A 24,025-nucleotide genomic window follows, 5' to 3' on the forward strand; every position below is an offset into this window, starting at 1 on the left:
GCGTTGTTGCCGTTTCAACCGCCGAATCTCGTTTGGTCAAAGTCACTTGTCGACGCCGCCACCCAAAGTCCCTTTCCCGTGAGGGGGAGAGATCAAGCGTTGTTGCCGTTTCAACCGCCGAATCTCGTTTGGTCAAAGTCACTTGTCGACGTCGCCACCCAAAGCCCCTCTCCCGCGAGGGGAGAGGGGAGTGATCGAGCGTTGTTGCCGTTTCAACAGTCGAATCTTGTTTTGGTCAAAGTCACTTGTCGATGTCGCCACCCAAAGCCTCTCTCCCGCGAAGTGGGGAGAGGAGTGATCAAGCGTTGTTGCCGTTTCAACCGCCGAATCTCGTTTGGTCAAAGTTATTTGTCGACGCCGCCACCCAAAGCCCCTTTCCCGTGAGGGGGGAGATCAAGCGTTGTTGCGGTTTCAATAGCCGAATCTCGTTCGGTCAAAGTCACTTGTCGACGTCGCCACCCAAAGCCCCTCTCCCCTTGTGGGAGAGGGGTTGGGGAGAGGGGGCGTCCAGGCCTGCTTCCAGCCAGTTCGGCGCGCGTTTTTCGAAGAAGGCGGCCAGGCCCTCGCGCGCCTCGGCGCCGGCGCGCACGCTGGCGATCTGGCCGGCGGTGTCCTCCAGCAATTGATCGTCCCAGGGCGAGCCCTCGCGCAGCATGGCCAGCAAGTCCTTGGCCGAGGACAGCGCCTGCGGCGCGCCCTGAGCCATCGCCTCGGCGATGTCGGCCACGCGCGCGTCCAGCGCCTCGGCCGGCACCAGCTCGTGCACCAGGCCGATGCGCAGCGCGGCGGCGGCGTCGATGCGCTCGGCGGACAGGAAATAACGCCGCGCCTGACGCCAGCCTATCGCGTCGGCCACATAGGGGCCGATGGTGGCCGGCACCAGGCCCAGCCTCACCTCGGTCAGGCCGAACTTGGCGGCCTCGGTGGCGATGGCCACATCGCAGACCGCCGCCAGGCCGGTACCGCCGGCCAGCGCCGCGCCGTGGATGCGGGCGATCACCGGCTTCTTGCTGCGGTAGATGCTTTTGAGCATGGCCGCCAGCCGCTGCGCGTCGGCCAGGTTCTGCTCCTCGCCGTAGCCGGCGGCGCGGCGCATCCAGTCCAGATCCGCGCCGGCGGAAAAGCTCTTGCCGCGGCCGGCCAGCACGATGGCGCGGCAGTCCGCCTGCAACTGCAAATGGGTGAAGGCGGCGGTCAGCTCGGCGATCAGCGTTTCGTTCATCGCATTGTGAACGTCCGGCCGGTTCATCCAGATCGTCGCGGTCTTGCCGCTGTGTTCGATTTCAAGCGTGGTGTAGCTCATCGGTATCGCCTTTCGCCGTCACATCCGGAACACGCCGAAGCGGGTGCTTTCCACTGGCGCGGACAAGGCCGCTTCCAGCGCCAGGCTCAGCACCTCGCGGGTTTGCGCCGGGTCTATCACCCCATCGTCCCACAAGCGCGCGCTGGCGTAATAGGGGTGGCCCTGGCGTTCGTACTGCTCGCGCACCGGCGCTTTCAGCGCTTCTTCCTGCTCGGCGCCGAAGGCGTCGCCCAGCTGTTCCTTCTTCACCTGGGCCAGCACGCCGGCCGCCTGCTCGCCGCCCATCACCGAGATGCGGCTATTCGGCCACATCCACAGGAAGCGCGGCGAATAAGCGCGGCCGCACATGCCGTAGTTGCCGGCGCCGAAGCTGCCGCCTATCAGCACGGTGAACTTGGGCACGCGGGCGCAGGCCACGGCGGTGACCAGCTTGGCGCCGTCCTTGGCGATGCCGCCGTTCTCGTATTTCTTGCCCACCATGAAGCCGGTGATATTTTGCAGGAACAGCAGCGGAATGCCGCGCTGGCAGCACAGCTCGACGAAGTGCGCGCCCTTGAGCGCGGACTCGGAGAACAGGATGCCGTTGTTGGCGATGACGCCGACGCGGTAGCCGTTCAGCCGGGCGAAGCCGGTGACCAGGGTGGCGCCGTAGTTCTGTTTGAACTCGTCGAACTCGGAATCATCCACCAGCCGGGCGATGATCTCGCGCACGTCGAAGGGTTTTTTCGGGTCCGCCGGGATTACGCCGTAGATTTCCTCGGCCGCGTAGCGCGGCGGGCGCGGCTCGGCGCGGTCCAGCTCGCCCTGCTTGCGCCAGTTGAGGCCGGACACGATGCGGCGGGCGATGGACAGCGCGTGGGCGTCGTTCTGCGCCAGGTGGTCGGCCACGCCGGACACGCGGGCGTGCACATCGCCGCCGCCCAGCTCCTCCGCCGTTACCACCTCGCCGGTGGCCGCTTTCACCAGCGGCGGGCCGCCCAGGAAGATGGTGCCTTGTTCCTTGACGATGACGGTTTCGTCCGACATCGCCGGCACATACGCGCCGCCGGCGGTGCAACTGCCCATCACCACCGCGATCTGCGGAATGCCGGCGGCGGACAGATTGGCCTGGTTGTAGAAGATGCGGCCGAAGTGCTCGCGGTCCGGGAACACCTCGTCCTGCAAGGGCAGGAAGGCGCCGCCGGAATCGACTAGATACACGCAGGGAAGACGGTTGTCGCGCGCAATCTCCTGAGCCCGCAGATGCTTCTTCACCGTCATCGGGTAATAAGTGCCGCCCTTGACCGTGGCGTCGTTGGCGATGATCAGGCAATCCACGCCGGCGATGCGGCCGATGCCGCTGATCAGGCCGGCGCCGGGCGCGTCGTCGTCGTACATGCCGAAGGCGGCCAGCTGGGACAGCTCCAGAAAGGGCGCGCCGGGGTCCAGCAGCAGATCAATGCGCTCGCGCGGCAGCAGCTTGCCGCGGGCGGCGTGCTTGGCGCGCGCCTTGTCGCCGCCACCCAGTGCGGCCTTGGCCACCTTGTCGCGCAGGTCGGCCACCAGCGCGCGCATTTTGTCGGCGTTGGCCTGGAAATCCGCCGCGCGCGGCGAGAGTTTGGATTCGAGGATGGGCATGGCTATCTCTATTCTTCTTTATCCAAGGATTGACCAATAGCAGCAGCTTCTAGCGATGTGAATTCTTCAATGTCAAAAATGCAGTGAAGAAAGTTTGGGGCGCCTGATTCGGTGGACAGGGCTTGGATGGAACGATCTTCCAATGCCGCAATGACTTGCTTGCCGGTTTGCCGTTGAAAGCTGGTGCCTGAAGACAGGATGGCCAAGCCGTCGCGCTCAACCTCATCGGCCAGTGCTTGAATATCAAAAGGCGCTGTATGTACTTGCTTCATTTGGTCAATTCCATGTTTCTACAGGCAACTGAGCTCGGCCGCAGATGAGGTCAGTCCTGGCCAAGCGGAAGCGTATGGCGGCATGGCTGGATACATCGCCCGAGACCAGGCGCGCCGCCGCAGATAGCACATACGGTCCGGCCAGGCGGCGCAACGCGGCATCAGGCACTGTATCCGCCGCGATTACCGGGTTTCCGCCATCAGTTCGCGGCCTATCAGCCAGCGGCGAATCTCGCTGGTGCCGGCGCCGATCTCGTACAGCTTGGCGTCGCGCAGCAGGCGGCCAGTCGCGTATTCATTGATGTAGCCGTTGCCGCCCAGGCACTGGATGGCGTCCAGCGCCATCTGGGTGGCGCCCTCCGCCGCGTACAGGATGGCGCCGGCGGCGTCCTTGCGGGTCTGGCGGCCGGTTTCGCCGCGGTCCAGCGCCTGGCCCACCGCGTAGACATAGGCTCGGCTGGCGGACAGCTTGACGTACATGTCCGCCAGCTTGCCCTGCATCAGCTGGAAATCGCCGATGGCCTGGCCAAACTGCTTGCGGTCGTTCAGGTAAGGCACCGTGATGTCCATGCAGGCCTGCATGATGCCCAGCGGGCCGGCGGCCAGCACCGCGCGCTCGTAGTCCAGGCCGCTCATCAGCACCTTGACGCCGTTGCCTTCGCCGCCCAGCACATTGGCGTCCGGCACGAAACAGTTGTCGAAGAACATGGGGTAGGTGTTGGAGCCGCGCATGCCCAGCTTGTCCAGCTTGCTGCCGTGGCTGAAGCCGGCGAAGCCGCGCTCCACGATGAAGGCGGTGATGCCCTTGGCGCCGGCGCTGACGTCGGTCTTGGCGTAAACCACCATCACGTCCGCGTCGCCGCCGTTGGTGATCCACATCTTGCTGCCGTTGAGCAGGTAGCCGCCGTCGGCCTTGTCCGCCTTCAGCTTCATGCTGACCACGTCGGAGCCGGCGTTGGGCTCGGACATCGCCAGCGCGCCGACATGCTCGCCGGACACCAGCTTGGGCAGCAGCCGGCGTTTTTGCTCGTCGTTGCCGTTCTTGTGGATCTGGTTGACGCAGAGATTGGAGTGCGCGCCGTAGGACAGGCCCACCGAGGCGGAGGCGCGGCTGATTTCCTCCATCGCGATCATATGCGCCAGATAGCCCATCTGGGTGCCGCCGTACTGCTCGTCCACCGTCATGCCCAGCAGGCCCAGATCGCCGAACTTGCGCCACAGATCGGCCGGGAACAGATTGTCGCGGTCGATGTCGGCGGCGCGCGGGGCGATTTCGCTTTGGGCGAAGTCGCGCGCGGTTTCGCGCAACATATCGTAGGTGTCGCCAAAGGCGAAGCGCAGGCTGCTGTACATGGTTTCTCTCCTCTGATGGGCGCGCGTGATTCGCGTGATATGCTCTATCATTACTTACGTTTACGTAAGCGTCAACATGGCAACGACGGAAACCGGCGCGAAACCGTTATCATGGCCGGGTTTGCATGCAGAGAACAGACATGACGATATGGGTGGACGCGGACGCCTGTCCCAAGGTGATCCGCGAAACATTGTGCCGGGCGGCGCAGCGCACCGGTGTGGAGCTGGTGTTCGTCGCCAATCAGCTATTGACGGTGCCGAAAGCGCCCAACATCCGCGCCTTGCAGGTTCCCAAGGGTTTTGACGTGGCCGACAACGAGATTGTCCGCCGCATCGCGGCGAACGATCTCTTGATCACCGGCGACATCCCCTTGGCGTCCGAGGCCTTGGGCAAGGGCGCGCAGGCGCTGAACTGGCGCGGCGATGTGTATTCGCCGGACACCATCGCCGCGCAGCTGACGATGCGGGATTTCATGGACACGCTGCGCGCCAGCGGCGTGCAGACCGAAGGCCCGCCGCCCTTGAGTCAGGCGGACCGCCAGGCTTTTGCCCGGCAGTTGGATATCTGGCTGGCGAAGCGGCGGGGCTGAGGTTGTAGCGGTTATGGAGGAGAGGGGAGCCGCGTGGGTATCGCTGCGCTCCACCCACCCTACCCATGACGAGCCACTGCGCGTAGGGTGGGAGGAGCCGTAGGCGATACCCACCAGCCGCTCCCGTTTCCAGCGCCAATAGGTTTTAGCCTTTCTTCTTTCTACGCGGCTTCCGCTGCAAGGTGTTCAATTCGTCCAGGCTGAGATGGAAGCGTTGCATCGCCTCCACATGCTTCGGCAGGTCGACCTGTTGCACTCCCAAGTTCAGCAGTATCTCCAGATAGTTGAAGAAGCTTTTGCACATGCTGCGGCGGTGGCCGCGCTCGCTGAAATCCATGTCGTTAGTGATGCGGAACAGCAGTCCGCGCCCGGAATGCTGGCGGTTGAGCTTCAGCAACTGCGCCAGATGGGCGGCGTACTGGCGACCCAAGGCGCAGGCTTCGAACTCATCCTTGGCCTCGGCCGGCTGCCAGTAATGCGGATAGGTACGGCCTTTGATGCGGCGGATGAAGGGCAGGCTGAGGTCTTTGGCGTGGGGACCGGCAAAGCGGTAACGGGAGCGTGGCCCTAGCGGCGGGAGTGGAGAGGCGTCCTGATGGACGTCTTGAGTTTCAGTAGCGGACGAAGTGAGTTCGATGCCTAGCACCGGACGGACAAGCTTTACCATTTGCAACCTCCTGAGCAGAAGGGCCCAGCCGCAAGGCGGCAGGGCGGGCACATGACAAGAGTTAGCCTACCGGTGATATGTCGTACAAAGCCGGCGCGCCCGCGAGGGCGCCACTTGCCATGGCCCGCCCGAATAGGCAAAGCAATGGCAGCGGATACGCTGTGGAAACAGCGCATCCGCGACGACATTTCAATTCAGGAGGCTAATCCCGAGCGCCGCGATTGCTGCGGCGCGGGGGCTATTGTTGGGGAGGAGCGGGAGGGCGTCAAGCCGACGAAGCCCTGCAAAGAAAATCACCGCCGAAATCAAGCTCTGCGCAGCCTAATGCCGAATGGGCAAGCTCTACCTTTTGTAAGCTCTTGAGCAGAAGGGCCATGCCGTAAGGCGGCAGGGCGGGCACATGACAAGAGTTAGTCTACCGGTGAGCTACTGCGAAAGCCGGCGCGCCCGCGAGGGCGCCACTTGCCACGGCCCGCCCAGATTCAGGCAACACCATAACAAGTCGGACACGAAAAAGCTGCAAAACGCGGTGTGTCCGCTGAAAGTACAATGGGAGGCTAATCTCGGCGCTGTTTGTGTAGCAGCGCGGTGGCCATTTGAAGGGCGTCAAGTCTTCGAGGTCTACAAGAGGCTGTCAGTGGTTTTCAATGTAACGCTGCAGCCTCTTTTGCATCAGTTTGCGCCGGCTTTTGCGTCGATGCATCTGGCCAACTGGTGCAGTTCCCCCTGCAAATCGGCCTAAATCACCCCCAATAGAACCGCGGCCGCTGCGGCACCCATGAGGCCAGTGAGACCTCTGCCGTGGCGCTGCCTTTGGATTCGCCCGGTTGAGTCCCGGCGGTGTCATCCAGGACCAGGCTATGTGGGCCTTAACGAAAAAAATGTCGGCCACCCCAGGGGCCTAGTCCCCTTTGCCAATACCCAGGAGCACCGTGAGCACGCTGAGCACGTGGAGCACAGGAGCACCGTGAGCACCAATATTTTTTAGGAAAACCTCGTGGATACTAGCTTTTATGAATGCTTGCTACGGCATAATTTACAACTCATAATCTCAGTTGAATGTTTGTGCCGTAACTGAGAAATTTTCGCGAAGTTCCGACAGCAAGTTGTTTTCAGGTTGAATAAACGCAAGCCTTTGATATTCAATGGTTTTTATTTAAAGTTCACTCCGACGGCACTGCAATCCTGCAGAGCAAACGAATACACCGAAAGAGAGGAAAAATGGTCAAGTTCGCCCCCTTCATTACTAACCCGGTGCCAATGGTGGATACGGCAAAAACCGCTACCAAAGCGGTCACGCCGATACTCTCGGAGAAAGCCGCAAAGACGCGTCTCTCGAGGGCTCAGAAGGCGACGCTGGCCATGCGTAAGGAACTGTGGCCACACATAGCCGACGATCACTTGTGGCTTCGCGCCAACCGTGACGGGTTCACAACCATCCCCCGGACCATGCCGCTTTTCATGGAATTGATCGCCGATGTATCGAAGCAGGTCACAAAAGGCAAATCGGTACCGGCGGGCAAGGCTTACTTGGTGTTGTGGTGCCGCGTGTTTGATGAAGGCTTGGTCAAGATTGAGGTCGAAGCCGCGGCGGCGATGGAAGCGGGCTATACCGGCGAGCGGAATGTCTCCACCTGGCGCGAGCACCTGCGCGTGCTCAAAGAGCTGGGCTTTATCGACTATAAGGCCGGCCAAGCCGGCCCCTGCCAGTTCGTGCTGCTGCTCAACCCGTACCATGCGGCGAAGGCGCTTCGGGACAAGGGCTGGGTGCAGGAAGGTGCGTGGACAGCGCTCTTCCAGCGTGCCCAGGAGATCCGGGCAACGGATTTCGAAGACAGCGGTCTGTAAAAAGGCATGGATATGAAGCAAATTATCTCAATTATGGATGCGTTCGGCCGCTTGATTGTTACTCTGCACACGCATCCGGTCGGCGGCCTGGTCGCGGTTTTGCTGGCTACATGTCTTGTAGTCGCTGGCTGGGCCTGGCGACGATGACCGATCCGAGAGTGCCAAAGGCCCCGGCAGGGGCCTTTGGCACTTAGCCTGAGGGGGTCTGAAAATTGGCCACGCCAATGCTGGCCTTGCTTGCTCCCCCTGCCTGCGATAGCCCATCCTGTGCCCACTAATTGCGATAGTGGGCGTTTTTATTGGACCAAAAGTCAGCATCTTTTAGCGTACACAATCTAAGATATCGGGTTTACTTGCCTGCAGGAAAGCCATCCGCCTAGGTGACCACCTGATCACGGCGGCGGTATTCATCACACGGGAGAGCTTTGGAGAGATCATGGGTCGCATGGTGGTGCGGCAGCTGTGGGGGAAAATTGAGGAAGGGGCTCGGTAAGAGACTTACTACGTGAAGCTGAATCAAGTCGTTCCAGCAAACAATGGCATTACTTGCTGGAAAATGACATTTGGAATGTGGTAGATTTTGTATTCTTATAATAATAGGAATATAAAATGTTTGAAACTGCTGTAAGTTGGTTTAAAGATAGTACCGTCCAAGGGCTTTTCTTGTCGCCTTTAATTGGTGCCATCATGGGGCTACTGCTGACTTTTCTTACTCAAGGCAGCCAGTTAAGCAATGCCAACCGTCCAAGAGACGTCATTCTGATTGTTCAGAAGCACATCACAAACAACAATCCAACAAGAAACAACTCTGATGATCCTGCTGCTGTCTTGATAGCCTTGGCCGCTGCTCTATTGTTTTCAACTTACTTCTATGCGGTACACGCTGCACTCATAATTGACTCTGCATTCAAGGCAACGTTGTTTACGCTTTCGCTAGGTGTGGCTTTTGTTTTTGCATTGATTTTACAAAGCAGAATATCTGGCGCAGAGTGGATTGCCAGAGTTATTCTGCCTCTGATTTTTATTTTGTTCTCGTGGGTGTTGTGGGGTTATGCTCAGCGTGGCATTGTCCCTGGAGCAAAAGAAGTTGCCGAACAGTCAGGGGTTGTAAAGTTTTACTTCTCCGCATTGGATGAGCCGCATAGAAACTGGATTTTGAGTCAACTGCTTGGTGTGTTGGCCAGTGCCGTCTATACCATTCTGACAATTGTAAACTTGCTTCATAACATGGCTTTGCTCCAAGTTCGCTATCAGGGGCAACTACAGGCTTTCTGGCTGTGGGTTTTTAGGGCTACGCACTTCTTCTCAACAGGTGGCGTCGTGTTCCTGATCATCCTTCTAGGGGCATTGGCCTTATGCTTGCTCAATGGAATGGGGTACGAATTTCTGATGAGCCGTGCAAAACTGTAGTGCCCCGCCTCTGAAGTGCAAATTTAACGTGAGTTAACGGGGCTAGAAGGGCTGATCGGCATGTGGATGGGCTCGGCCCCATCCCTGAGTCTTCTCGGCCCTGCCAGGCCCTCAATGTAAGGGCCTCAGTCTGTAAACTTCATTAGCTTCCGTACAATGTAAGCAGCATCACTAGGGTGCTCAGGCATCAATAACGATAGCTTATTAATGTTGTCTCTCTTAAAGAATTCAAACCCTGCATTGCAAATATCACTTGCATTGTCTAGGATAAAATCAATCCCCTTTAGTTTGCTTTCCAAAGTTGTACGTGCTTTTCTATCTATCTGCGCGATAGATATTTCCCCCACCTCTTTTAAAACATCTACAACTTTGAAGCGTAGCTCAGCAATGCAACGTTCAGTTATATATCGATTATTTCTCTGAGGGTCTAACTTAAAGACATGAGTGCCATCAACTTGGGCAATTTTGACAAGAATGCTTTTTTTGCTTTGGCCCTCTGACATCAGCTCACGTTCATCTTCAGAAAAATGCTTTTGATGCTTTATTTCTCCCTCTCGCATAACAAGCTCATAGAAGTCATATCTAAATTTTGGATTTGTACGAACTAAGGAAATAAATTTTTCTATTTTCGTTGTGCGTTCTTGCAACTGAACAATCAGTTGATTGGCCTTTTCTATACGCTCGCTTCTTTTGTGTAAGAAGTTAGTCAACCACTCTCGAGTTTGTCGATCCGCATCAAGGCGGTTATATTCAGCAAGAACTGATTTCCAGCTAGTCTGAAACTCGCGCTCCCCACAGTCCTTCCCGCAAATGGTCTCCATGCCGGACCTCGTCCTGATCACAAAGCCGTGCCAGTGAATTTTGTTGCAGCTATTTAAACCACATCTTAATGCTCTTAATTCATCAAAATCATACTTGCCGACTATTCTTTCTAGTTCATTTTTACCTACAGTCAGTCGGTACTGAAATCCGGGACGTTCTTCAAACTCTTTCGCAGACATGAATAGCAAAACCTGTTGAGTGTCTTCCACTTTCTAGCCTCCTGATCGACTGGTTTTGCAATTTTATCAAAGGAGTACCGCAACCCACTAATCACCTTACTGATAGACGTAGTCACTAATGATGCTAATTAACTTAGATTCAGCCCGCACCACCAGTTTTCCATCTTCACCCACTGGGAGGTAGGGGCGTGCAGGTAGATAGGCGCGGAGGCCGCGGCCGGCCCTACTGCCTAGGTGCTGGATAGCCGCGTATGCATCCAGTCTGTTGCCCCATGGCCCGAAGCGCAGCTCTTCCGCGCTGGCGGCATCGCTGAATGCGGCGCGGCGCAGATTGCCGTCAACCTGCAGAATGCGTTTTGCGCCTAGGCGGCGCTCGCCGACCTTGCTCAGTGTGCCGTCCTTTTTGTAGTTCTTGCGGCCGCCACGGCTGCGCAGATAAGCGGCCAGCGTCGCCGGGGCATTGGGCTGCCAGGCCGCCGCGGACCAGTACCCCGGACTTCGCTTTGACTTTGTGAATGACGAATTTATATTCAACACGGACTGTGTGGTAGGGCTGGATGCGAAGCACACTACGTATCCGATGTGCTCCAGTCCCTTCAAGCCTGCCGACGGGTGGCAGGCTCGAGGTTTTAAGCGGCTGCTTGTTCGAGCACCGCGACGTTAGCGCGCCATCACTGAGCGAATCGAAGATTCGCACGTAGAGAGTTCAGCCGCGCCTCGGGCCTGACGGGAACCGGCGGGAAGCCGCAGGCCAGGCTTGCAGGGCGGCCTTTGGGGTGAAGGGGAATTTGGTCGAGCAAATTCCCCTTCCTGCCCGCCGGGCAGCCCCGGCAATGAAAATCATCATCCGCGCAGCGGATTCAATCAAACAACAACGCCCCCAAAACGGGGGCGTTGCGGCGAGTGGCGCGGGAATCAGGCCTTGCCCAGGTGCGGCTCGGCTTCGAACTCCGCTTCCTTGCTGCTGCCCGGCTGACGTATGGTCAGCGAGAACAGCAGCGCGACGATCAACAGCGCCAGGATCAGATGGAAGGTGGCCAGGAAGCCGCCGAACAGCGAAGCGACGATGGAGCCGACGATGCTGCCGATGCCGAAGCCCAGATAGATCACGCCGTAGTTCTTGGTCAGGTTGTTGAGGCCGAAGAAATCGCTGACCAGCGAGGGGTAGACGGTGATGGTGCCGCCGAAGCTGAAGGCGACGCAGGCGATGGCCAGGAAGAACAGGGTGGCGTTCAGGGGCACGAACAGCAGGGTCAGCATGCCGGCCAGCGCGGAGACTTGGGCGATGGTGATCACCCGGATGCGCGGCATCTTGTCGGAGAGAATGCCCAGCACCAGGCGGCCGGACAGATTGGCCACCGCGATCACCGCCACGGCGTTGGCGGCGGTCAGCGCCGGCAGGTGCACATAGCTTTCGCCGATGTCCTTGGCCACGCCGATCACGTACAGGCCGCTCATGCACACGGTCAGGAACATCAGCGCCAGCATCCAGTACTGCGGTTGGCGCATCGCCTCGGCCAGGGTGTAGTCATGGCTGGCGTTCTGCTGCGCGGCGGCTTGCTGCTGCGGCGCGTCGCGCATCAGCAGGCTGCCGGCCACCACCATGGCCATGGCGATCAGGCCCCACAGCTCAAAGGTGGTTTCCAGGCTGAAGCGGGCTAGCAGCGCCAGATTGATGTATTTGAAGCCCAGGCTGCCCAGGCCGTAAGCGCCGATGGCGCAGGCGGATACCAGGCCCTTACGCTCCGGAAACCATTTGACGCAGTTGGACAGCGTCAGCAGGTAGCCGGCGCCGTCGGCCAGGCCCACCAGCACGCCGGCGCACAGATAGAGCATGACCAGATTATTGGCTTGGGCGGTGAGGAAGAAGCCCAGGCCCAGCATCAGGCCGGCGCCCAGGGTGACGCGCTGCACGCCGAAGCGTTCTTGCAGTTTGCCGGCCAGCGAGGAGGCCACCGCCAGCGCCAGGCTGAGCAGGCCGAAGGCGAAAGCCACCTGGCTGACCGGCTCGGACAGCTTGGCGGAGAGTTGGGCGTTGAACAGGCTCCAGGTGTAGACGGAGCCCAAAGCGAATTGGGTGAGGACGGTGCCGGCCAGGGTACGGTAGCGGATGGAGTTTGAGGCGTTCATGGCGCTGCTCGCTTAAAGTCATTACTGTTGGTGTGACTATAAGCCTGTGCTTATGTAGGGGGCGCGGCGGCGGCATGAGATGCAGGCGGCGCGGAATGAAGTGCAGACGGCGGCGAACCAGTTGCAGGCCCTGAAAATGGCTCGAATGAGTGGATGGCATTTCCATTGCCAAGCCGGCTTGCCAATGGAATGTCTGGCCTTAGAGCCTGTTCAAAATCTCGCGAGCCAGAGCGAGACAAGGCGAAAACGGCTGAGAAAGCGGAGTGTACATAGGGTACATGAGCATTTCGAAGCCGGTTTCAACGCCGTATCGCCGCAGCGCAGCAGATTATGAACAGGTTCTTATTCAGGAGCCGGCTGGCAGCCGGTTTGATGCGCCGCGCGGGCGACCAACGCTCAAAGATGCATCAACTGCCGGAAGGCCTTGATATTGCTGCGGCTGACCGGAATCTCGGCTTTCAGGTCGTACAGCTTGATGATGTAGGTGCTGTTGAGCCAGGGCGCGATTTCGCGGATTTTGTGGATGTTGACGCAGTAGGAGCGGTGGCAGCGGAAGAAGCTGTCGGCCGGCAGGCGGGCGACGAATTCGCTGATGCTCATCGACATCACGTAGCGGTCGTGCGCGGTGTAGACCAGGGTGACTTTCTCGTCGGCCTCGGCGTAGTAGATCTGCTCGCAGGGGGTGACGATGATGCTGTCGCCCTTGACCAGGTTGACGGTGCGGCTGGCGGCCGGGGCTTCGGCCGGCGCGGCGGCGGCCGGCGGCGTCTGCGCTTCCAGCTTGGCCAGCAGATTGATGATGCGGGCCTCGTTGTAGGGTTTCAGGATGTAGTCGAAGGCCTCCACCTCAAACGCTTCCACCGCGAACTCCTTGTAGGCGGTGACGAAGACGATGCGCGGCGGCCGCGACGATTTGTGCAGGTTCTTGGCCAGCAGCAGGCCGTCAATGGATGGGATGTTGATGTCCAGGAACACCACGTCCACCTCTTGTTCCTGCAGGAATTTGAACGCTTCCAGCCCGTCTTCCACGCTGGCGACGATGTCGATGCGGCTGTGCTCGCGGATCAAATAGGCCAGCTCTTCGCGCGCCAGGTATTCGTCTTCCACGATCAGGGCTTTCAGCATGTCGGCTCCTCGGCGGCGGGCAGGTCGAAACAAACGGCGGTGCCGGGCTCCAGCCGGGTCAGCCGCAAGCCCTCGCCGTATAGCAGCTTGAGCCGCTGGTTGACGTTGCTCAGGCCGATGCTGCGGCTGGACAGCGTGCCGGCGGCCACGCCGTCCAGCACTTCCTGGCTGACGCCGTAGCCGGTGTCGCGCACGCAGACGTGGACCTTGGCGCCGTCGCGCTTGACCGCGATGCTGACCCGTCCCGGCTCCTTGCGCGGCTGGATGCCGTGCAGGATGGCGTTTTCCACCAGCGGCTGCAACAGCAGGCTGGGGATGCGCACGTGTACGTCGTCGATGTCGAAGTCCACCGTCAGCTTGGCGCCGAAGCGCGCCTGTTCTATCGCCACGTAGTCGCGCACTTGCTGTAGTTCTTCCTGGATGTCGATCAGCCGGTCGCCCAGCGACAGGTTGTAGCGCAAGTAGTCCGCCAGGTTGGCGATCAACTGGCGCGCCTGCTGCGGCTGGATGCGGATCAGCGAGGAGATGGCGTTCAGGGCGTTGAACAGGAAGTGCGGGTTGATCTTGCTTTGCAGCGCGCTGAATTCCGCCTTGCGCGCCATTTCTTCCAGCTGTTTGACCCGCGACACTTCCATCTGGGTGGAGATCAGCTGGGACAGGCCCACCGCCACTTCGCGCAGCGGCGTGCTGATGCCGTGGCTCTTGCGGTAGAAGATTTTCAGGGTGCCGCTGACGCCGGCCTTTTCGCGCAGCGGGATGATGATGACGGAGTGGAAGTCCGCCAGGTGGTATTGCTGCAGATTGTTCTCGATGATGATCTGGTCGCCGGCGATGGCCTGGCGGGTGATGGCGCCGATGGCGGAGTGCTCGTCCATCTCGTAGTAGTCCTTGCCCAGGCCGACATAGGCCAGCACGTCCGAGGTATTGGTGATGGCCACCGCGTCGGCGTCCAGCTGGTCCCGGATCACGGTGCAGACCTGGACCATGGCGTCGCGGTCCAGGTTCTGGAAATAGGGCAGGGTGCGGTTGGCGATGGTCAGCGCCAGCTTGGCCTGGCGCGCGGCCAGCAGTTCTTTTTCGTCGTTCAGGTCTTGCACCAGCTTGATGATCAGGCCGACGCAGACGGTGCCGACAATCATCGGGAAGGCGATGTGGCTGACGATGGGCACGCCCACCGCCGGCTCGGTCAAGAGCAGGATCAGGCCCATGGTCAGCCCTTCGCACAGCATGCCGGCCAGGATGCCGTACAGCCACAGCCGCCCCCGGTCGGCGCGGCAGTGTATCCAGGTGGCCAGCAGGCCGGCGCAGACGCTGGAGATCAGGCAGGGCAGCGAGGTGTAGCCGTTGATGTCGATCAGGTAGCGGTGCAGGCCGGAGACGATGCCGGCCGGTATCCCCACCCAGGGGCCGAACAGGATGCCGCCGGACAGGATGGCGATGATGCGCACATTGACCAGGGAGCCGTCCACCGGAATGCCGGTATAGGTGCTGAATACGGCGAACAGGCAGAACAGCAGCGACACCGCCGCCAGTTCGGCCGGGCTGTGGTCCTGTTTGCGCAGCAGGTGTTGAAACGGGCGGGTGCGGGTGAGGAAGAACAGCGCCATCAACATCAGCGCCGCCCGTTCGAACACCGCCAGCAGCATGGCTTGGTTTTCTATCATGGCGTCGGGAGTGGGGCGGCCGCGCCCGCTGGGGCCGGCCTCAAGCCCTGATTTTAAGCCATGCGGCGCGCTTTGGCCGCAGGCGGGCGCAGATTAGGCGGGCGTCATGCCGCAGGAGGCTCCAAGGCCGCCAGCAACTCCGCCAGCTTGCGGTCCAGCGCGTCCTGGCTGCGCTGGTTGAGGCCGGACAGGATGGCGTGCTCATTGGCCACGTGGGCGGTGACGGCGCGGTCTATCAGTTCCAGCCCGCTCTCGGTCAAGCGCACCAGGGTGCTGCGCGCGTCCTCGGCGCAGGCGGCGCGTTCGATCCAGCCCTTGCTTTCCAGCACTTTCAGCCGGTGGGTCATGGTGCCGGAGCTGATCATCAGCGAGGAGAACAGCGCGGTGGGCGCCAGGCTGTGCGGCGCGCCGGCGCGTCTGAGCGTGGCCAGCACGTCGAACTCCCAGCCGCTGAGCCCGAATTGCTCGAAAGTGGCGTCCAGCCTGTGCTGCAGCAGCATGGAGCAGCGGCGCAGCCGGCCGATCAGGCCCATCGGCGCCACGTCCAGGTCCGGCCGTTCCCGGTGCCATTGCGCCAGGATGGCGTCCACGGCGTCGCCGGCGTTCTGTTGCGTCATGCGCATTCCTTTATCTTGAATTCAAGATTTTATTTGTCTTGAATTCAAGGCAATGTTATCTTGAATTCAAGTCAGTTTTCGATGCGATTATAAGCGATTGCGAAAGGAATGCCCATGTCTGCGCGCCTGATGGCCTCCCGTTGGAGCGATGTGTTGTTGACCGCGCTGGCTCCGGCGATCTGGGGCTCCACCTATATCGTCACCACCCAGCTGTTGCCGCCGGACCGGCCGTTCACCGCTGCCTTGCTGCGAGTGTTGCCGGCCGGCTTGTTGTTGATCCTGGCCAGCCGCCACCTGCCGCGGCGCGGCGAGTGGGGCCGGCTGCTGGTCTTGTCCGCCTTGAATATCGGCGTGTTCCAGGCGCTGCTGTTCGTGGCCGCCTATCGCTTGCCGGGCGGCCTGGCCGCGGTGCTGGGCGCCACCCAGCCGCTGCTGGTGATGGGCCTGGCCTGGGGGCTGGACGGCCGCCGCCCGGCGCGAGTGGCCGCCTGGGCCGGCGTCGCCGGGGTGGCGGGCATGGCGGCCTTGCTGTTGTCGCCGGGCGCGGTCTGGGACGGTGTCGGCATGTTGGCGGCGCTGGGCGGCGCGGTGGCGATGGCCAGCGGCACTTATCTGACCCGGCGCTGGCGGCCGAGCGCGCCGCTCGCCGCCTTGACCGGCTGGCAACTGGCCCTGGGCGGGCTGATGCTGGCGCCGCTGGCCTGGGCGCTGGACCCGGCCTTGCCGGCGCTGGGCGCGACGCAGTGGCTGGGGTACGGCTATCTCTGCCTGTTCGGCGCCTTGCTGGCCTATTTATTGTGGTTTCGCGGGCTGGCGCGGCTGTCGCCGGTGGCGGTGTCCTCGCTGGGCCTGCTCAGCCCGCTGACGGCGGTGCTGTTGGGCTGGCTGTTGCTGGGGCAGGCCTTGGGGCCGCTGCAGCTGGCCGGCCTGGCCACGGTGCTGGCCAGCGTGCTGGCGGTGCAGCGCAGCATGGCCGCGCCGCCGCCGGCGGACAAGCAGATCATGGCCGGCGCGGCGCGCGCGCGGTCTTGAGCGGTAATGGAATCAATCAGCAGCAATCAGATAAGGAGTCTGTTCATGAAGAGCGCTTTGCAAACCCTGCTGGACCAGCGTGTGTCGGCCAATCACTTCGATCCCTCCCATGTGTTGGCGGACGCGGAGATCGAGCAGTTGCTGAACGCCGCCACCCGCGCGCCGTCGGCCTATCATTTGCAGAACTGGAAGTTCGTCGCGGTGCGCAGCGCCGAGGCCAAGCGCCGTTTGCAGGCGGCCAGCTACGGCCAGCAAAAAGTGGCGGACGCGGCGGTGACCTTCATCTGCTGCGGCACGCTGAACGCGCATCGCGGGCTGGAGGCGTCGCTGCGGCCGGCGGTGGATGCGGGCATTCTGCCGCCGGAGGTCGGCGACAGCTGGCTGCGCGCGGCGGAGAACGCCCACCGGGACGACGCGCGCGCGCAGCGCGACGAGGCGATCCGTTCCGCCTCATTGGCGACGATGGTCTTGCTGCTGGCGGCGGAGGAGCGCGGCCTGGCCAGTTGCGCGATGGGCGGTTTCGACGCGGCCGCGGTGGCGCGGGAGTTTGGCCTGGGCGCGGACGAGTTGCCGGTGATGCTGGTGACGGTGGGGCGGGCGGCGGCCGGCAATTGGCCGCAGAAGCCGCGTCGGCCGGTGGCCGAGGTGATGGTGTGGGCTTGATGGCCTGCTTGATCGTGAACTGGTTTTGAGAGCCAGCTCAATGTCCGCGTGGTGCATGAGCATTTTGAGCTCGGTTCCAACGCGGTATCGTCGACGCGCAGCAGATCGTAAACAGGTTCTCAGGCGCTGCGCGCGGCCGGCGGCTGCGCCAGCACCGTGCGGCAGTGGCTTTCCAGGCGGGTGATTTCTTCCAGCACCGCGTCGATGTCTCGGCGCTGTTCTTCCAGCAGGCGGCGGCGTTCCAGCACCAGGTCCAGCAGTTTTTGCGACTGGCTGGCCTCGTCGTGGGCCTGCTCGTACAGGTCCAGGATTTCGCGGATGTCGGACAAGGACAGGCCGATGCGCTTGCCGCGCAGGATCAGCTTGAGCCGGGCGCGGTCGCGGCGGTTGAACACCCGCTGGCGGCCGTCGCGCTGCGGTTCTATCAGGCCCTGTTCCTCGTAGAAGCGGATGGTGCGCAGGGTGACGTCGAAGTCGCGCGCCAGGTCGGAGATGCTGAAGAATTCGGGTTCGGTCATGGTGTGTTCCAAGGCAAGCGGCGATTGTAGCTTTTTTTTAACGCGTTCTCAGCCCTAGCATGATTTACGTTTACGTAATCGTCAACTTGTGGGATGAATGAAAAAAACAAAAGCGATGCGTACCGTCCACCAGGAGAGAGAGATTCGATGACCTTGCCCAGCTATGTCCACGGCGCCAGCCCGCAAGCCTTGATCGGCCAGACCATAGGCCAGTTGTTCGACCAGACCTGCCGCGAGCACGGCCGCCGCGAAGCGCTGGTGGTGCGCCATCAGCAGATACGCTGGAGTTACGAGGAATTGCGCGAGCAGGTGGACCGGCTGGCCTGCGGCCTGATCCGGCTGGGACTCAAGCCCGGCGACCGCATCGGCATCTGGTCGCAGAACAACGCGGAATGGGTGTTGACTCAGTTCGCCACCGCCAAGGCCGGCCTGATCATGGTCAACATCAATCCGGCCTATCGCCGCTCCGAGCTGGAATACGCGCTGAGCAAGGTGGGCTGCCGCGCATTGATTCTGTCGCCCAGCTTCAAGAGCAGCGACTACCTGGCGATGGCGGCGGATCTGCTGCCGGAGCTGGCCGCCAGCGAGCCGGGCCGGCTCAAGTCCGCCGCCATGCCGCAGCTGGAAATCGTCATCCGTCTGGGGCGGCAGCGCACGCCGGGCATGTTTAATTTCGCCGATCTGATGGCCGCGCCGTCGGCCGAGGAGAAAGCCGGGTTGCAGCGCTTGGGCGAGACGCTGCAGTTTGACGACGTGATCAATATCCAGTTCACCTCCGGCACCACCGGCAGCCCCAAGGGCGCCACCCTGACCCATCACAACATCCTGAACAACGCTTACTTCGCCGGCGCGGCGATGGCCTTCGGCCCGGACGACCGGCTGTGCATCCCGGTGCCGCTTTATCATTGCTTCGGCATGGTGCTGGGCACCTTGCTGTGCCTGAGCCACGGCGCGGCCATGGTGTTTCCGGCGGAGAGCTTCGACGCGCAGGAGGTGTTGCGCACGGTGCAGGAGGAGGGCTGCACCGGCCTGCACGGGGTGCCGACGATGTTCATCTCGGTGCTGGATCGGCCGGATTTTTCCGATTACGACGTGTCCACGCTGCGCACCGGCATCATGGCCGGCAGCCCGTGTCCGATCGAGGTGATGAAGCGGGTGACCAGCCAGCTCAATATGAGCCAGGTGACCATAGGCTACGGTATGACCGAAACCAGCCCGCTGAGCTTCCAGAGCGCCACCGACACGCCGCTGGACAAGCGCGTGGCCACGGTGGGGCGCATCCATCCGCACGTGGAGGTGAAGATCGTGGACGTGGAAGGCCGCATCACGCCGCGCGGTCAGAGCGGCGAGTTGTGCACGCGCGGTTATTCGGTGATGCCCGGCTATTGGGGCGACCCGGCCAAGACCGCGGAGGCGATAGACGCCGCCGGCTGGATGCGCACCGGCGATCTGGCGGAGATGGACGCGGACGGCTACGTCAACATCGTCGGCCGGGTCAAGGACATGGTGATCCGCGGCGGCGAGAACATCTATCCGCGCGAGGTGGAGGAGTTTCTCTACCGCCATCCCAAGATTCAGGACGTGCAGGTGATCGGGGTGCCGGACGAGCGCTTCGGCGAGGAGTTGTGCGCGTGGATCCGGCTGCGCGACGGCGAAAGCGCCGACGCCGACGATATCCGTGCTTTTTGCCAGGGGCAGATCGCGCATTACAAGATTCCGCGTTACATCGAATTCGTCGATAGTTTCCCGATGACCATCACCGGCAAGATTCAGAAATTCGTCATGCGGGAGAAGATGAAGGAGAAGTTGGGTCTGGCGGACGGCAAAACCGCCTGACCCGTCTCAAACAATGGGAGCAAAAGCCCCGGCTTGCCGGGGCTTTTTGGCTTACAATGCCGCCAGACTGATCTTTAAGCTGAGGAATCCATCATGACTACCGTATTCAACGACGCCGATCTGCTGCGTCTGGAAAACCTGCTGACCCCCTTGTCCGCCAGCGGCAGCACCATGCGCCCGGACGAAGTGCAGGGCTTTTTCGCCGCGCTGGCGTGCGGTCCGGACGCGGTGGACGCCGATTTCTGGCTGGAAGAAGTGCTGGGCGACGCGCCGGCCTTTGAAAACGCGGACGACGCGGCGGAACTGAAAACCCTGCTGCAGAAGCTGTACGACGCCACCGCCGCCGCGCTGGCGGCCGGCGACGAGCTGGACCTGATCCTGTACGCGGAAGACGACAGCGACAGCGACGAGCCGGACTACTGGCCGTGGGCCAACGCCTTCCTCTACGCGCTGGACGTGGTGGACACCGATTGGTTCGAAGTGGCCGACGAGGACGAGGGCTTTGAAAGCCTGATGATGCCGATGCTGGTGTTGGGCGGCGCTTTCGAGCAGGAAGACGGCGAAGACCTGCTGACCTTCAGCGACGAAGAAGTGGAAGGCTACAAGGAAGAAATGCTGGAAGCGCTGGCCGCGGTCCATACCTACTGGCGCGCCAAGGAGCAGGCACCCAGCACCGTGCGCCGCGAAGGCGACAAAGTGGGCCGCAACGACGTCTGCCCGTGCGGCAGCGGCAAGAAGTACAAGGCCTGCTGCGGCCGCAACTGATTGTCCCGCGCGTTGCGCCGGGCGTTAAAAAAAGGAAGCCGGGAGGCTTCCTTTTTTCATGCCGGCGCGCCTTGGCGCTTGCTGAAATTGTTAAGTACCGGCCGCGGCGGCGGGCTTTAGCGCGCGTTCCGCGGCCTCCCGGGCGTTGAGCCGGTCGATGTAATCGAATACGTCCAGCAGCGAGGTGGTCAGCGCCAGCACTTGCTCAAGCAGGCTGAAGAAGCCTTCCCAATAGCCTTTGGCGGCGCTGTCGTCGCTAAAGTCTATGTCCGCGGCGATTTGGGCGAGCAGGTTTCGCAGCCCGTCGTCGGGATTGTCCTGCAGATACTTGATGAAATGTCCTGCGAATTCGCGGCCCAGCAAATGCGCGGCGTGTTGGTCGTCTATGGGCGGAACTTGCCAGCAATGAACGCCGCGCCGGTTGGACGCGTTGGCTGCAAACGGCAATTCCGCGCGGGACGTCGGGTCCGGGTCTGGACGGTAATGGCGGCGGGATGGGGTTTTGATCGACATGATCACCTCCGTGTAGCGGTTTTTCATTGCCACCCCCACGGCCAAGCGGAGGTGGCAGACCGAACAGGGTTGGCCGACCGGACTACACGACTCCGGCACACCCGCTAAGGTGTCCCCACCCGGCCCGCCATTGTGAGCGCGCACGAGTGCAGCGATCCAAACGCAAAGCTCAAGCGCTTGTTCGCAGTGTAGTTCGCCGGACGGCCAAGTCCGGTGCCGCGAGGAACGGCACGGCAGCGATTGTGCACAGTTGCCCGCTGCCCGGTCAAGGCGCAGGCCGGGCGTTAAAAGCCCGTCAATGCTCGCTTACGCGGCCGGTATCGGCCGCGGGCGGAAAATAGCCGGCCGGCAAGCCCGGATGGGTGCGGCCATGAAAAAGCGGCGCGCTCCCATGGGGGAGGCGCGCCGCGTGCCTGGCGGTGAGCGGCGGGCTTAGCCGTTCAGCGCCGGGTAGTCGGTGTAACCGCGCGCGTCGCCGCCGTAGAAGGTGGCCAGGTCCGGCGGGTTCAGCGGCGCGCCGCTTTGCAGGCGTTCGGCCAGGTCCGGGTTGGCGATATAGCTGCGGCCGAAGGCGGCGGCGTCGATATAGCCTTGGCGGATCAGGGTTTCCGCCTTTTCCGCGGTGTAGGCGCCGGCGCCTATGATCACGCCCGGATAACGCTGGCGCAGCGCCTGGCGGAAGCCCTCGTCCAGCACCGGGCCGCCGGCCCAGTCCGGTTCCGAGATGTGCAGGAAGGCCAGTTTGCGCTTGGCCAGTTCCTCGGCCAGGTAGAGCGCCATCTCCAGCTGATCGGTATTGCTGATGCCGTTGAAAACGCCCAGCGGCGAGATGCGGATGCCCACGTGCTCGGCGTCCCATTCCGACACCACCGCGTCCACCACCTCCAGCAGGAAGCGCGCGCGATTGGCCACGCTGCCGCCGTATTCGTCGGTGCGGACATTGGCTTGCGGCGACAGGAACTGGTCCAGCAGATAGCCGTGGGCGCCGTGGATTTCCACCAGGTCGAAGCCGGCGCGGCGCGCGTTGTCGGTGGCGCGGCGATAGTCTTCCAGGATGTCGGCCAGCTCGGACACTTCCAGCGCGCGCGGGGTGTCGCACTGCTCGCGCACCAAGCTGCCGTCCGCGGCGCGGATATTGGTGCGGCTGTCGGCCTGGATCGCCGACGGCGCCACCGGCGCTTCGCCGTCCGGCTGCAAGGAGCGGTGGGAAATGCGGCCGGTGTGCCACAGTTGCAGCGCGGTCAGGCCGCCCTTGGCGTGCACCGCGGCGTTGACCTTGGTCCAGGCCGCCACTTGCGCTTCGCTGTAGATGCCCGGCGCGCCGGCGTAGCCCTTGGCGGTGGGGGAGATGTGGGTGCCTTCCGCCACGATCAGGCCGGCGCCGGCGCGCTGGGCGTAATAGGTTTCCGCCAGCGCGGTGGGCACGTCGCCCGGCTCGGTGTTGCGCAGCCGGGTCAGCGGCGCCATCGCCACGCGGTTTTTCAGGGTCACGGCGCCTACGCGCAGCGGGGTGAACAGTTTGTCGGCTTGCATTGCGATGTCCTTGGCTCTATTTAAGCGGGGAAAAGTGGGCGGGCGCGATCACAGATCGAAACCGAAACCCTGTTTGCGCGCCACCGGCGCGACCTGCGGGAAATACACGTTGCGGTAATACTGCGCGGTGTTGGCGGACCAGGGCTGGCCGTCGGCGCGCTGAATGCTCTTCCAGTAATCCATGATGGACGCGTCGTACTGCGCGATCATAGCCGGCAGTTCCGCAGCCTGGTAGCGTTCGCGGTGCACAAAGCTGGCGCGCGGCAGTCGCGGCTTGACCGCGCTGTCCTGATCGGCGTAGCCCAGCACCACGCCCACCAGCGGGAAGGTCAGTTCCGGCAGCTCCAGCAGTTCCACCATGGCTTGCGGGTCGCGGCGGATGCCGCCGATGGGCACCACGCTCAGGCCGGCGGAACGGGCCGCGGTCATGATGTTGCCCAGGGCGATGCCGGCGTCCACCGCGCCGACGGCGAAGGCTTCCACGCTGTTGTGGATCACTTGCTCGGCGCCGGCTTTTTCCACGCCGATCCGGGTTTTGTAGAAGTCGGGAACAATGGCGACGAAGACCGGCGCCTGGGCGATCCACGGCTGGCCGCCGGCGATTTCGGCGATTTTTTGGCGACGCTCCGCGTCCTGCACCACCACCAGCGACACCTGCTGGCCGTTGATGGAGGTGGGGCCTTTCCAGGCGGCGTCCAGCACCGCGTCCAGCACCTCGGCGGGAATGGGTTTGTCCTGGTAGCTGCGCACGCTGCGGTGCTCTTGCATTAGTTCCAGTGTCGAGTTCATGCTTGGGACTCCTTCAAGTAGACCAGTCGTCTAGTTTTAATGTCAAAATAACCCGCTCCGGGGAGCGGGGGAGGGCGCGGCCTCGCCTTGGCTAGGGCGCGCGCAGAATTTGTTGCGTGTGCGCCATCGCGGCCAACAGCGGCGCGCGCGAATGTTGAGTCTTGAACAGCAGCGCGCTGCCCACCCACAGGCTGTACAGCGCGCTGGCGGTCTCGTCCGGCAGCAGGTCCGCGTCCAGCGAGCCTTCCTGCTGGCCGCGGCGGATGCAGGCGGCCAGATTGCGCACCACGAAACCCATGCCTTCCGCCAGCGCCTCGCGCATCGGCTCGGACAGGTCGGAGACCTCGGCGGCCAGCTTCACCGCCAGGCAACAGCGCTGCGGCTGATCGCAACGGTGGGTTTCCAGCCAGCCGTCGAAATAATGCAGCAGGCAATCGCGGGCGCTGCCGGCGTCCTTGGACAGAAAGCTCACCAGTCTGCCGTCGTATTTCTCAAAATAACGACGCAGCAGTTCCACGCCATAGCCTTCCTTGCTGCGGAAGTAATGGTAGAACGAACCCTTGGGCACCCCGGCCGCGCCGAGGATTTCCGCCAGGCCCACGGCGGAGAAGCTCTTGCCGAGGATGATGGCTTCGCCGGTGGCCAGCAGGTGTTCGCGAGTGTCTGAAAACTGGTTGGGACGTGACATGGGCTGAAGTCTACTAGACCGGTCGTCTAGTTTCAAGAAATTTTTCAATCCCTGGGAGAGGCGCGCGCTGGCGACAAGGGCGAGGCCGGCG

General features: G+C 62.1%; 24 protein-coding genes. 8 read left to right on the forward strand and 16 right to left on the reverse strand.

Annotated elements, in window-relative coordinates; translation table 11 throughout:
• Positions 1-439 precede the first annotated feature (439 nt).
• The 4 genes from ACODRW_RS18550 to ACODRW_RS18565 all read right to left on the reverse strand — a co-directional run bounded on the left by ACODRW_RS18550 (position 440) and on the right by ACODRW_RS18565 (position 4,545).
• Positions 440-1,303: an enoyl-CoA hydratase/isomerase family protein gene (locus ACODRW_RS18550; protein WP_488906407.1), complete on the reverse strand. Its 864-nt coding sequence runs from the start codon at positions 1,301-1,303 to the stop codon at positions 440-442.
• Positions 1,304-1,321: 18 nt separating this feature from the next.
• A complete protein-coding gene (locus tag ACODRW_RS18555; protein ID WP_166452547.1) occupies positions 1,322-2,920 on the reverse strand; it encodes a carboxyl transferase domain-containing protein in 1,599 nt (532 codons plus the stop codon).
• Between the two features lie 8 nt (positions 2,921-2,928).
• Positions 2,929-3,192, reverse strand: coding sequence for a hypothetical protein (locus tag ACODRW_RS18560; RefSeq protein ID WP_486636762.1), 264 nt, complete (start codon positions 3,190-3,192; stop codon positions 2,929-2,931).
• 183 nt (positions 3,193-3,375) lie between these two features.
• Positions 3,376-4,545, reverse strand: coding sequence for an isovaleryl-CoA dehydrogenase (locus ACODRW_RS18565; RefSeq protein ID WP_081547845.1), 1,170 nt, complete (start codon positions 4,543-4,545; stop codon positions 3,376-3,378).
• Between the two features lie 140 nt (positions 4,546-4,685).
• Between ACODRW_RS18565 and ACODRW_RS18570 the strand changes: the two genes are divergently transcribed.
• Positions 4,686-5,135 carry a YaiI/YqxD family protein gene (locus ACODRW_RS18570; protein WP_043593836.1) on the forward strand — a complete coding sequence of 150 codons (450 nt, stop codon included), beginning with the start codon at positions 4,686-4,688 and terminating at the stop codon, positions 5,133-5,135.
• Positions 5,136-5,280: 145 nt separating this feature from the next.
• Here the strand turns inward: ACODRW_RS18570 and ACODRW_RS18575 are convergent, their stop codons facing one another.
• On the reverse strand, positions 5,281-5,802 hold the full coding sequence (locus ACODRW_RS18575; RefSeq protein WP_488906408.1) for a hypothetical protein: 522 nt from the start codon (positions 5,800-5,802) through the stop codon (positions 5,281-5,283).
• 144 nt (positions 5,803-5,946) lie between these two features.
• Here ACODRW_RS18575 and ACODRW_RS18580 point away from each other — a divergent pair, with 144 nt between their 5' ends.
• The 3 genes from ACODRW_RS18580 (at position 5,947) to ACODRW_RS18590 (ending at position 9,060) form a co-directional block, all read left to right on the forward strand.
• Positions 5,947-6,165: a hypothetical protein gene (locus tag ACODRW_RS18580; RefSeq protein ID WP_488906409.1), complete on the forward strand. Its 219-nt coding sequence runs from the start codon at positions 5,947-5,949 to the stop codon at positions 6,163-6,165.
• 858 nt (positions 6,166-7,023) lie between these two features.
• Entirely contained in the window at positions 7,024-7,650 is a 627-nt protein-coding gene (locus tag ACODRW_RS18585; RefSeq protein WP_488906410.1) for a hypothetical protein, read from the forward strand.
• Positions 7,651-8,259: 609 nt separating this feature from the next.
• Positions 8,260-9,060 (forward strand): hypothetical protein, encoded by an 801-nt coding sequence (locus ACODRW_RS18590; protein WP_488906411.1) that lies wholly within the window; start codon positions 8,260-8,262, stop codon positions 9,058-9,060.
• Between the two features lie 125 nt (positions 9,061-9,185).
• On the opposite strand, the gene ACODRW_RS18595 is transcribed toward ACODRW_RS18590, so the two are convergent.
• The 6 genes from ACODRW_RS18595 to ACODRW_RS18620 all read right to left on the reverse strand — a co-directional run bounded on the left by ACODRW_RS18595 (position 9,186) and on the right by ACODRW_RS18620 (position 15,597).
• Positions 9,186-10,091, reverse strand: coding sequence for a hypothetical protein (locus ACODRW_RS18595; protein WP_488906412.1), 906 nt, complete (start codon positions 10,089-10,091; stop codon positions 9,186-9,188).
• Between the two features lie 66 nt (positions 10,092-10,157).
• Positions 10,158-10,595 (reverse strand): phage virion morphogenesis protein, encoded by a 438-nt coding sequence (locus ACODRW_RS18600; protein WP_488906413.1) that lies wholly within the window; start codon positions 10,593-10,595, stop codon positions 10,158-10,160.
• Positions 10,596-10,976: 381 nt separating this feature from the next.
• Complete coding sequence (locus ACODRW_RS18605) at positions 10,977-12,191, reverse strand: L-lactate MFS transporter (RefSeq protein WP_488906414.1); 1,215 nt, start codon at positions 12,189-12,191, stop codon at positions 10,977-10,979.
• Between the two features lie 396 nt (positions 12,192-12,587).
• Positions 12,588-13,316, reverse strand: coding sequence for a LytR/AlgR family response regulator transcription factor (locus ACODRW_RS18610; RefSeq protein ID WP_488906415.1), 729 nt, complete (start codon positions 13,314-13,316; stop codon positions 12,588-12,590).
• Positions 13,310-14,980: a sensor histidine kinase gene (locus ACODRW_RS18615; RefSeq protein WP_199225893.1), complete on the reverse strand. Its 1,671-nt coding sequence runs from the start codon at positions 14,978-14,980 to the stop codon at positions 13,310-13,312. The genes ACODRW_RS18610 and ACODRW_RS18615 overlap by 7 nt, the downstream gene beginning before the upstream one ends.
• A gap of 104 nt (positions 14,981-15,084) precedes the next feature.
• The gene (locus tag ACODRW_RS18620) at positions 15,085-15,597 is read right to left on the reverse strand and encodes a MarR family winged helix-turn-helix transcriptional regulator (RefSeq protein ID WP_253315260.1); all 513 of its coding nucleotides are present in this window, start codon (positions 15,595-15,597) and stop codon (positions 15,085-15,087) included.
• Between the two features lie 129 nt (positions 15,598-15,726).
• Here ACODRW_RS18620 and ACODRW_RS18625 point away from each other — a divergent pair, with 129 nt between their 5' ends.
• Together ACODRW_RS18625 and ACODRW_RS18630 are read left to right on the forward strand one after the other, a co-directional pair.
• Positions 15,727-16,629 carry an EamA family transporter gene (locus ACODRW_RS18625; protein ID WP_488906452.1) on the forward strand — a complete coding sequence of 301 codons (903 nt, stop codon included), beginning with the start codon at positions 15,727-15,729 and terminating at the stop codon, positions 16,627-16,629.
• Positions 16,630-16,674: 45 nt separating this feature from the next.
• Positions 16,675-17,292 (forward strand): nitroreductase family protein, encoded by a 618-nt coding sequence (locus ACODRW_RS18630; RefSeq protein WP_227107356.1) that lies wholly within the window; start codon positions 16,675-16,677, stop codon positions 17,290-17,292.
• Positions 17,293-17,411: 119 nt separating this feature from the next.
• On the opposite strand, the gene ACODRW_RS18635 is transcribed toward ACODRW_RS18630, so the two are convergent.
• Positions 17,412-17,810 carry a MerR family transcriptional regulator gene (locus tag ACODRW_RS18635; RefSeq protein ID WP_107799948.1) on the reverse strand — a complete coding sequence of 133 codons (399 nt, stop codon included), beginning with the start codon at positions 17,808-17,810 and terminating at the stop codon, positions 17,412-17,414.
• 147 nt (positions 17,811-17,957) lie between these two features.
• On the opposite strand from ACODRW_RS18635, the gene ACODRW_RS18640 reads away from it, so the two are divergent.
• Complete coding sequence (locus ACODRW_RS18640; RefSeq protein WP_107799947.1) at positions 17,958-19,646, forward strand: AMP-binding protein; 1,689 nt, start codon at positions 17,958-17,960, stop codon at positions 19,644-19,646.
• Positions 19,647-19,739: 93 nt separating this feature from the next.
• Positions 19,740-20,411: a UPF0149 family protein gene (locus tag ACODRW_RS18645; RefSeq protein WP_146176675.1), complete on the forward strand. Its 672-nt coding sequence runs from the start codon at positions 19,740-19,742 to the stop codon at positions 20,409-20,411.
• A 90-nt stretch (positions 20,412-20,501) separates the two neighbouring features.
• Here the strand turns inward: ACODRW_RS18645 and ACODRW_RS18650 are convergent, their stop codons facing one another.
• The 4 genes from ACODRW_RS18650 to ACODRW_RS18665 all read right to left on the reverse strand — a co-directional run bounded on the left by ACODRW_RS18650 (position 20,502) and on the right by ACODRW_RS18665 (position 23,934).
• Complete coding sequence (locus tag ACODRW_RS18650) at positions 20,502-20,924, reverse strand: hypothetical protein (protein WP_146176674.1); 423 nt, start codon at positions 20,922-20,924, stop codon at positions 20,502-20,504.
• A gap of 432 nt (positions 20,925-21,356) precedes the next feature.
• Entirely contained in the window at positions 21,357-22,457 is a 1,101-nt protein-coding gene (gene nemA / locus ACODRW_RS18655) for an N-ethylmaleimide reductase (RefSeq protein WP_107799944.1), read from the reverse strand.
• Positions 22,458-22,505: 48 nt separating this feature from the next.
• A complete protein-coding gene (locus ACODRW_RS18660) occupies positions 22,506-23,246 on the reverse strand; it encodes an NADPH-dependent oxidoreductase (RefSeq protein ID WP_227107361.1) in 741 nt (246 codons plus the stop codon).
• Positions 23,247-23,337: 91 nt separating this feature from the next.
• Positions 23,338-23,934 (reverse strand): TetR/AcrR family transcriptional regulator, encoded by a 597-nt coding sequence (locus ACODRW_RS18665; RefSeq protein ID WP_107799942.1) that lies wholly within the window; start codon positions 23,932-23,934, stop codon positions 23,338-23,340.
• Between the last annotated feature and the right edge of the window lie 91 nt (positions 23,935-24,025).

This window comes from Chromobacterium sp. FG89, assembly GCF_057808735.1.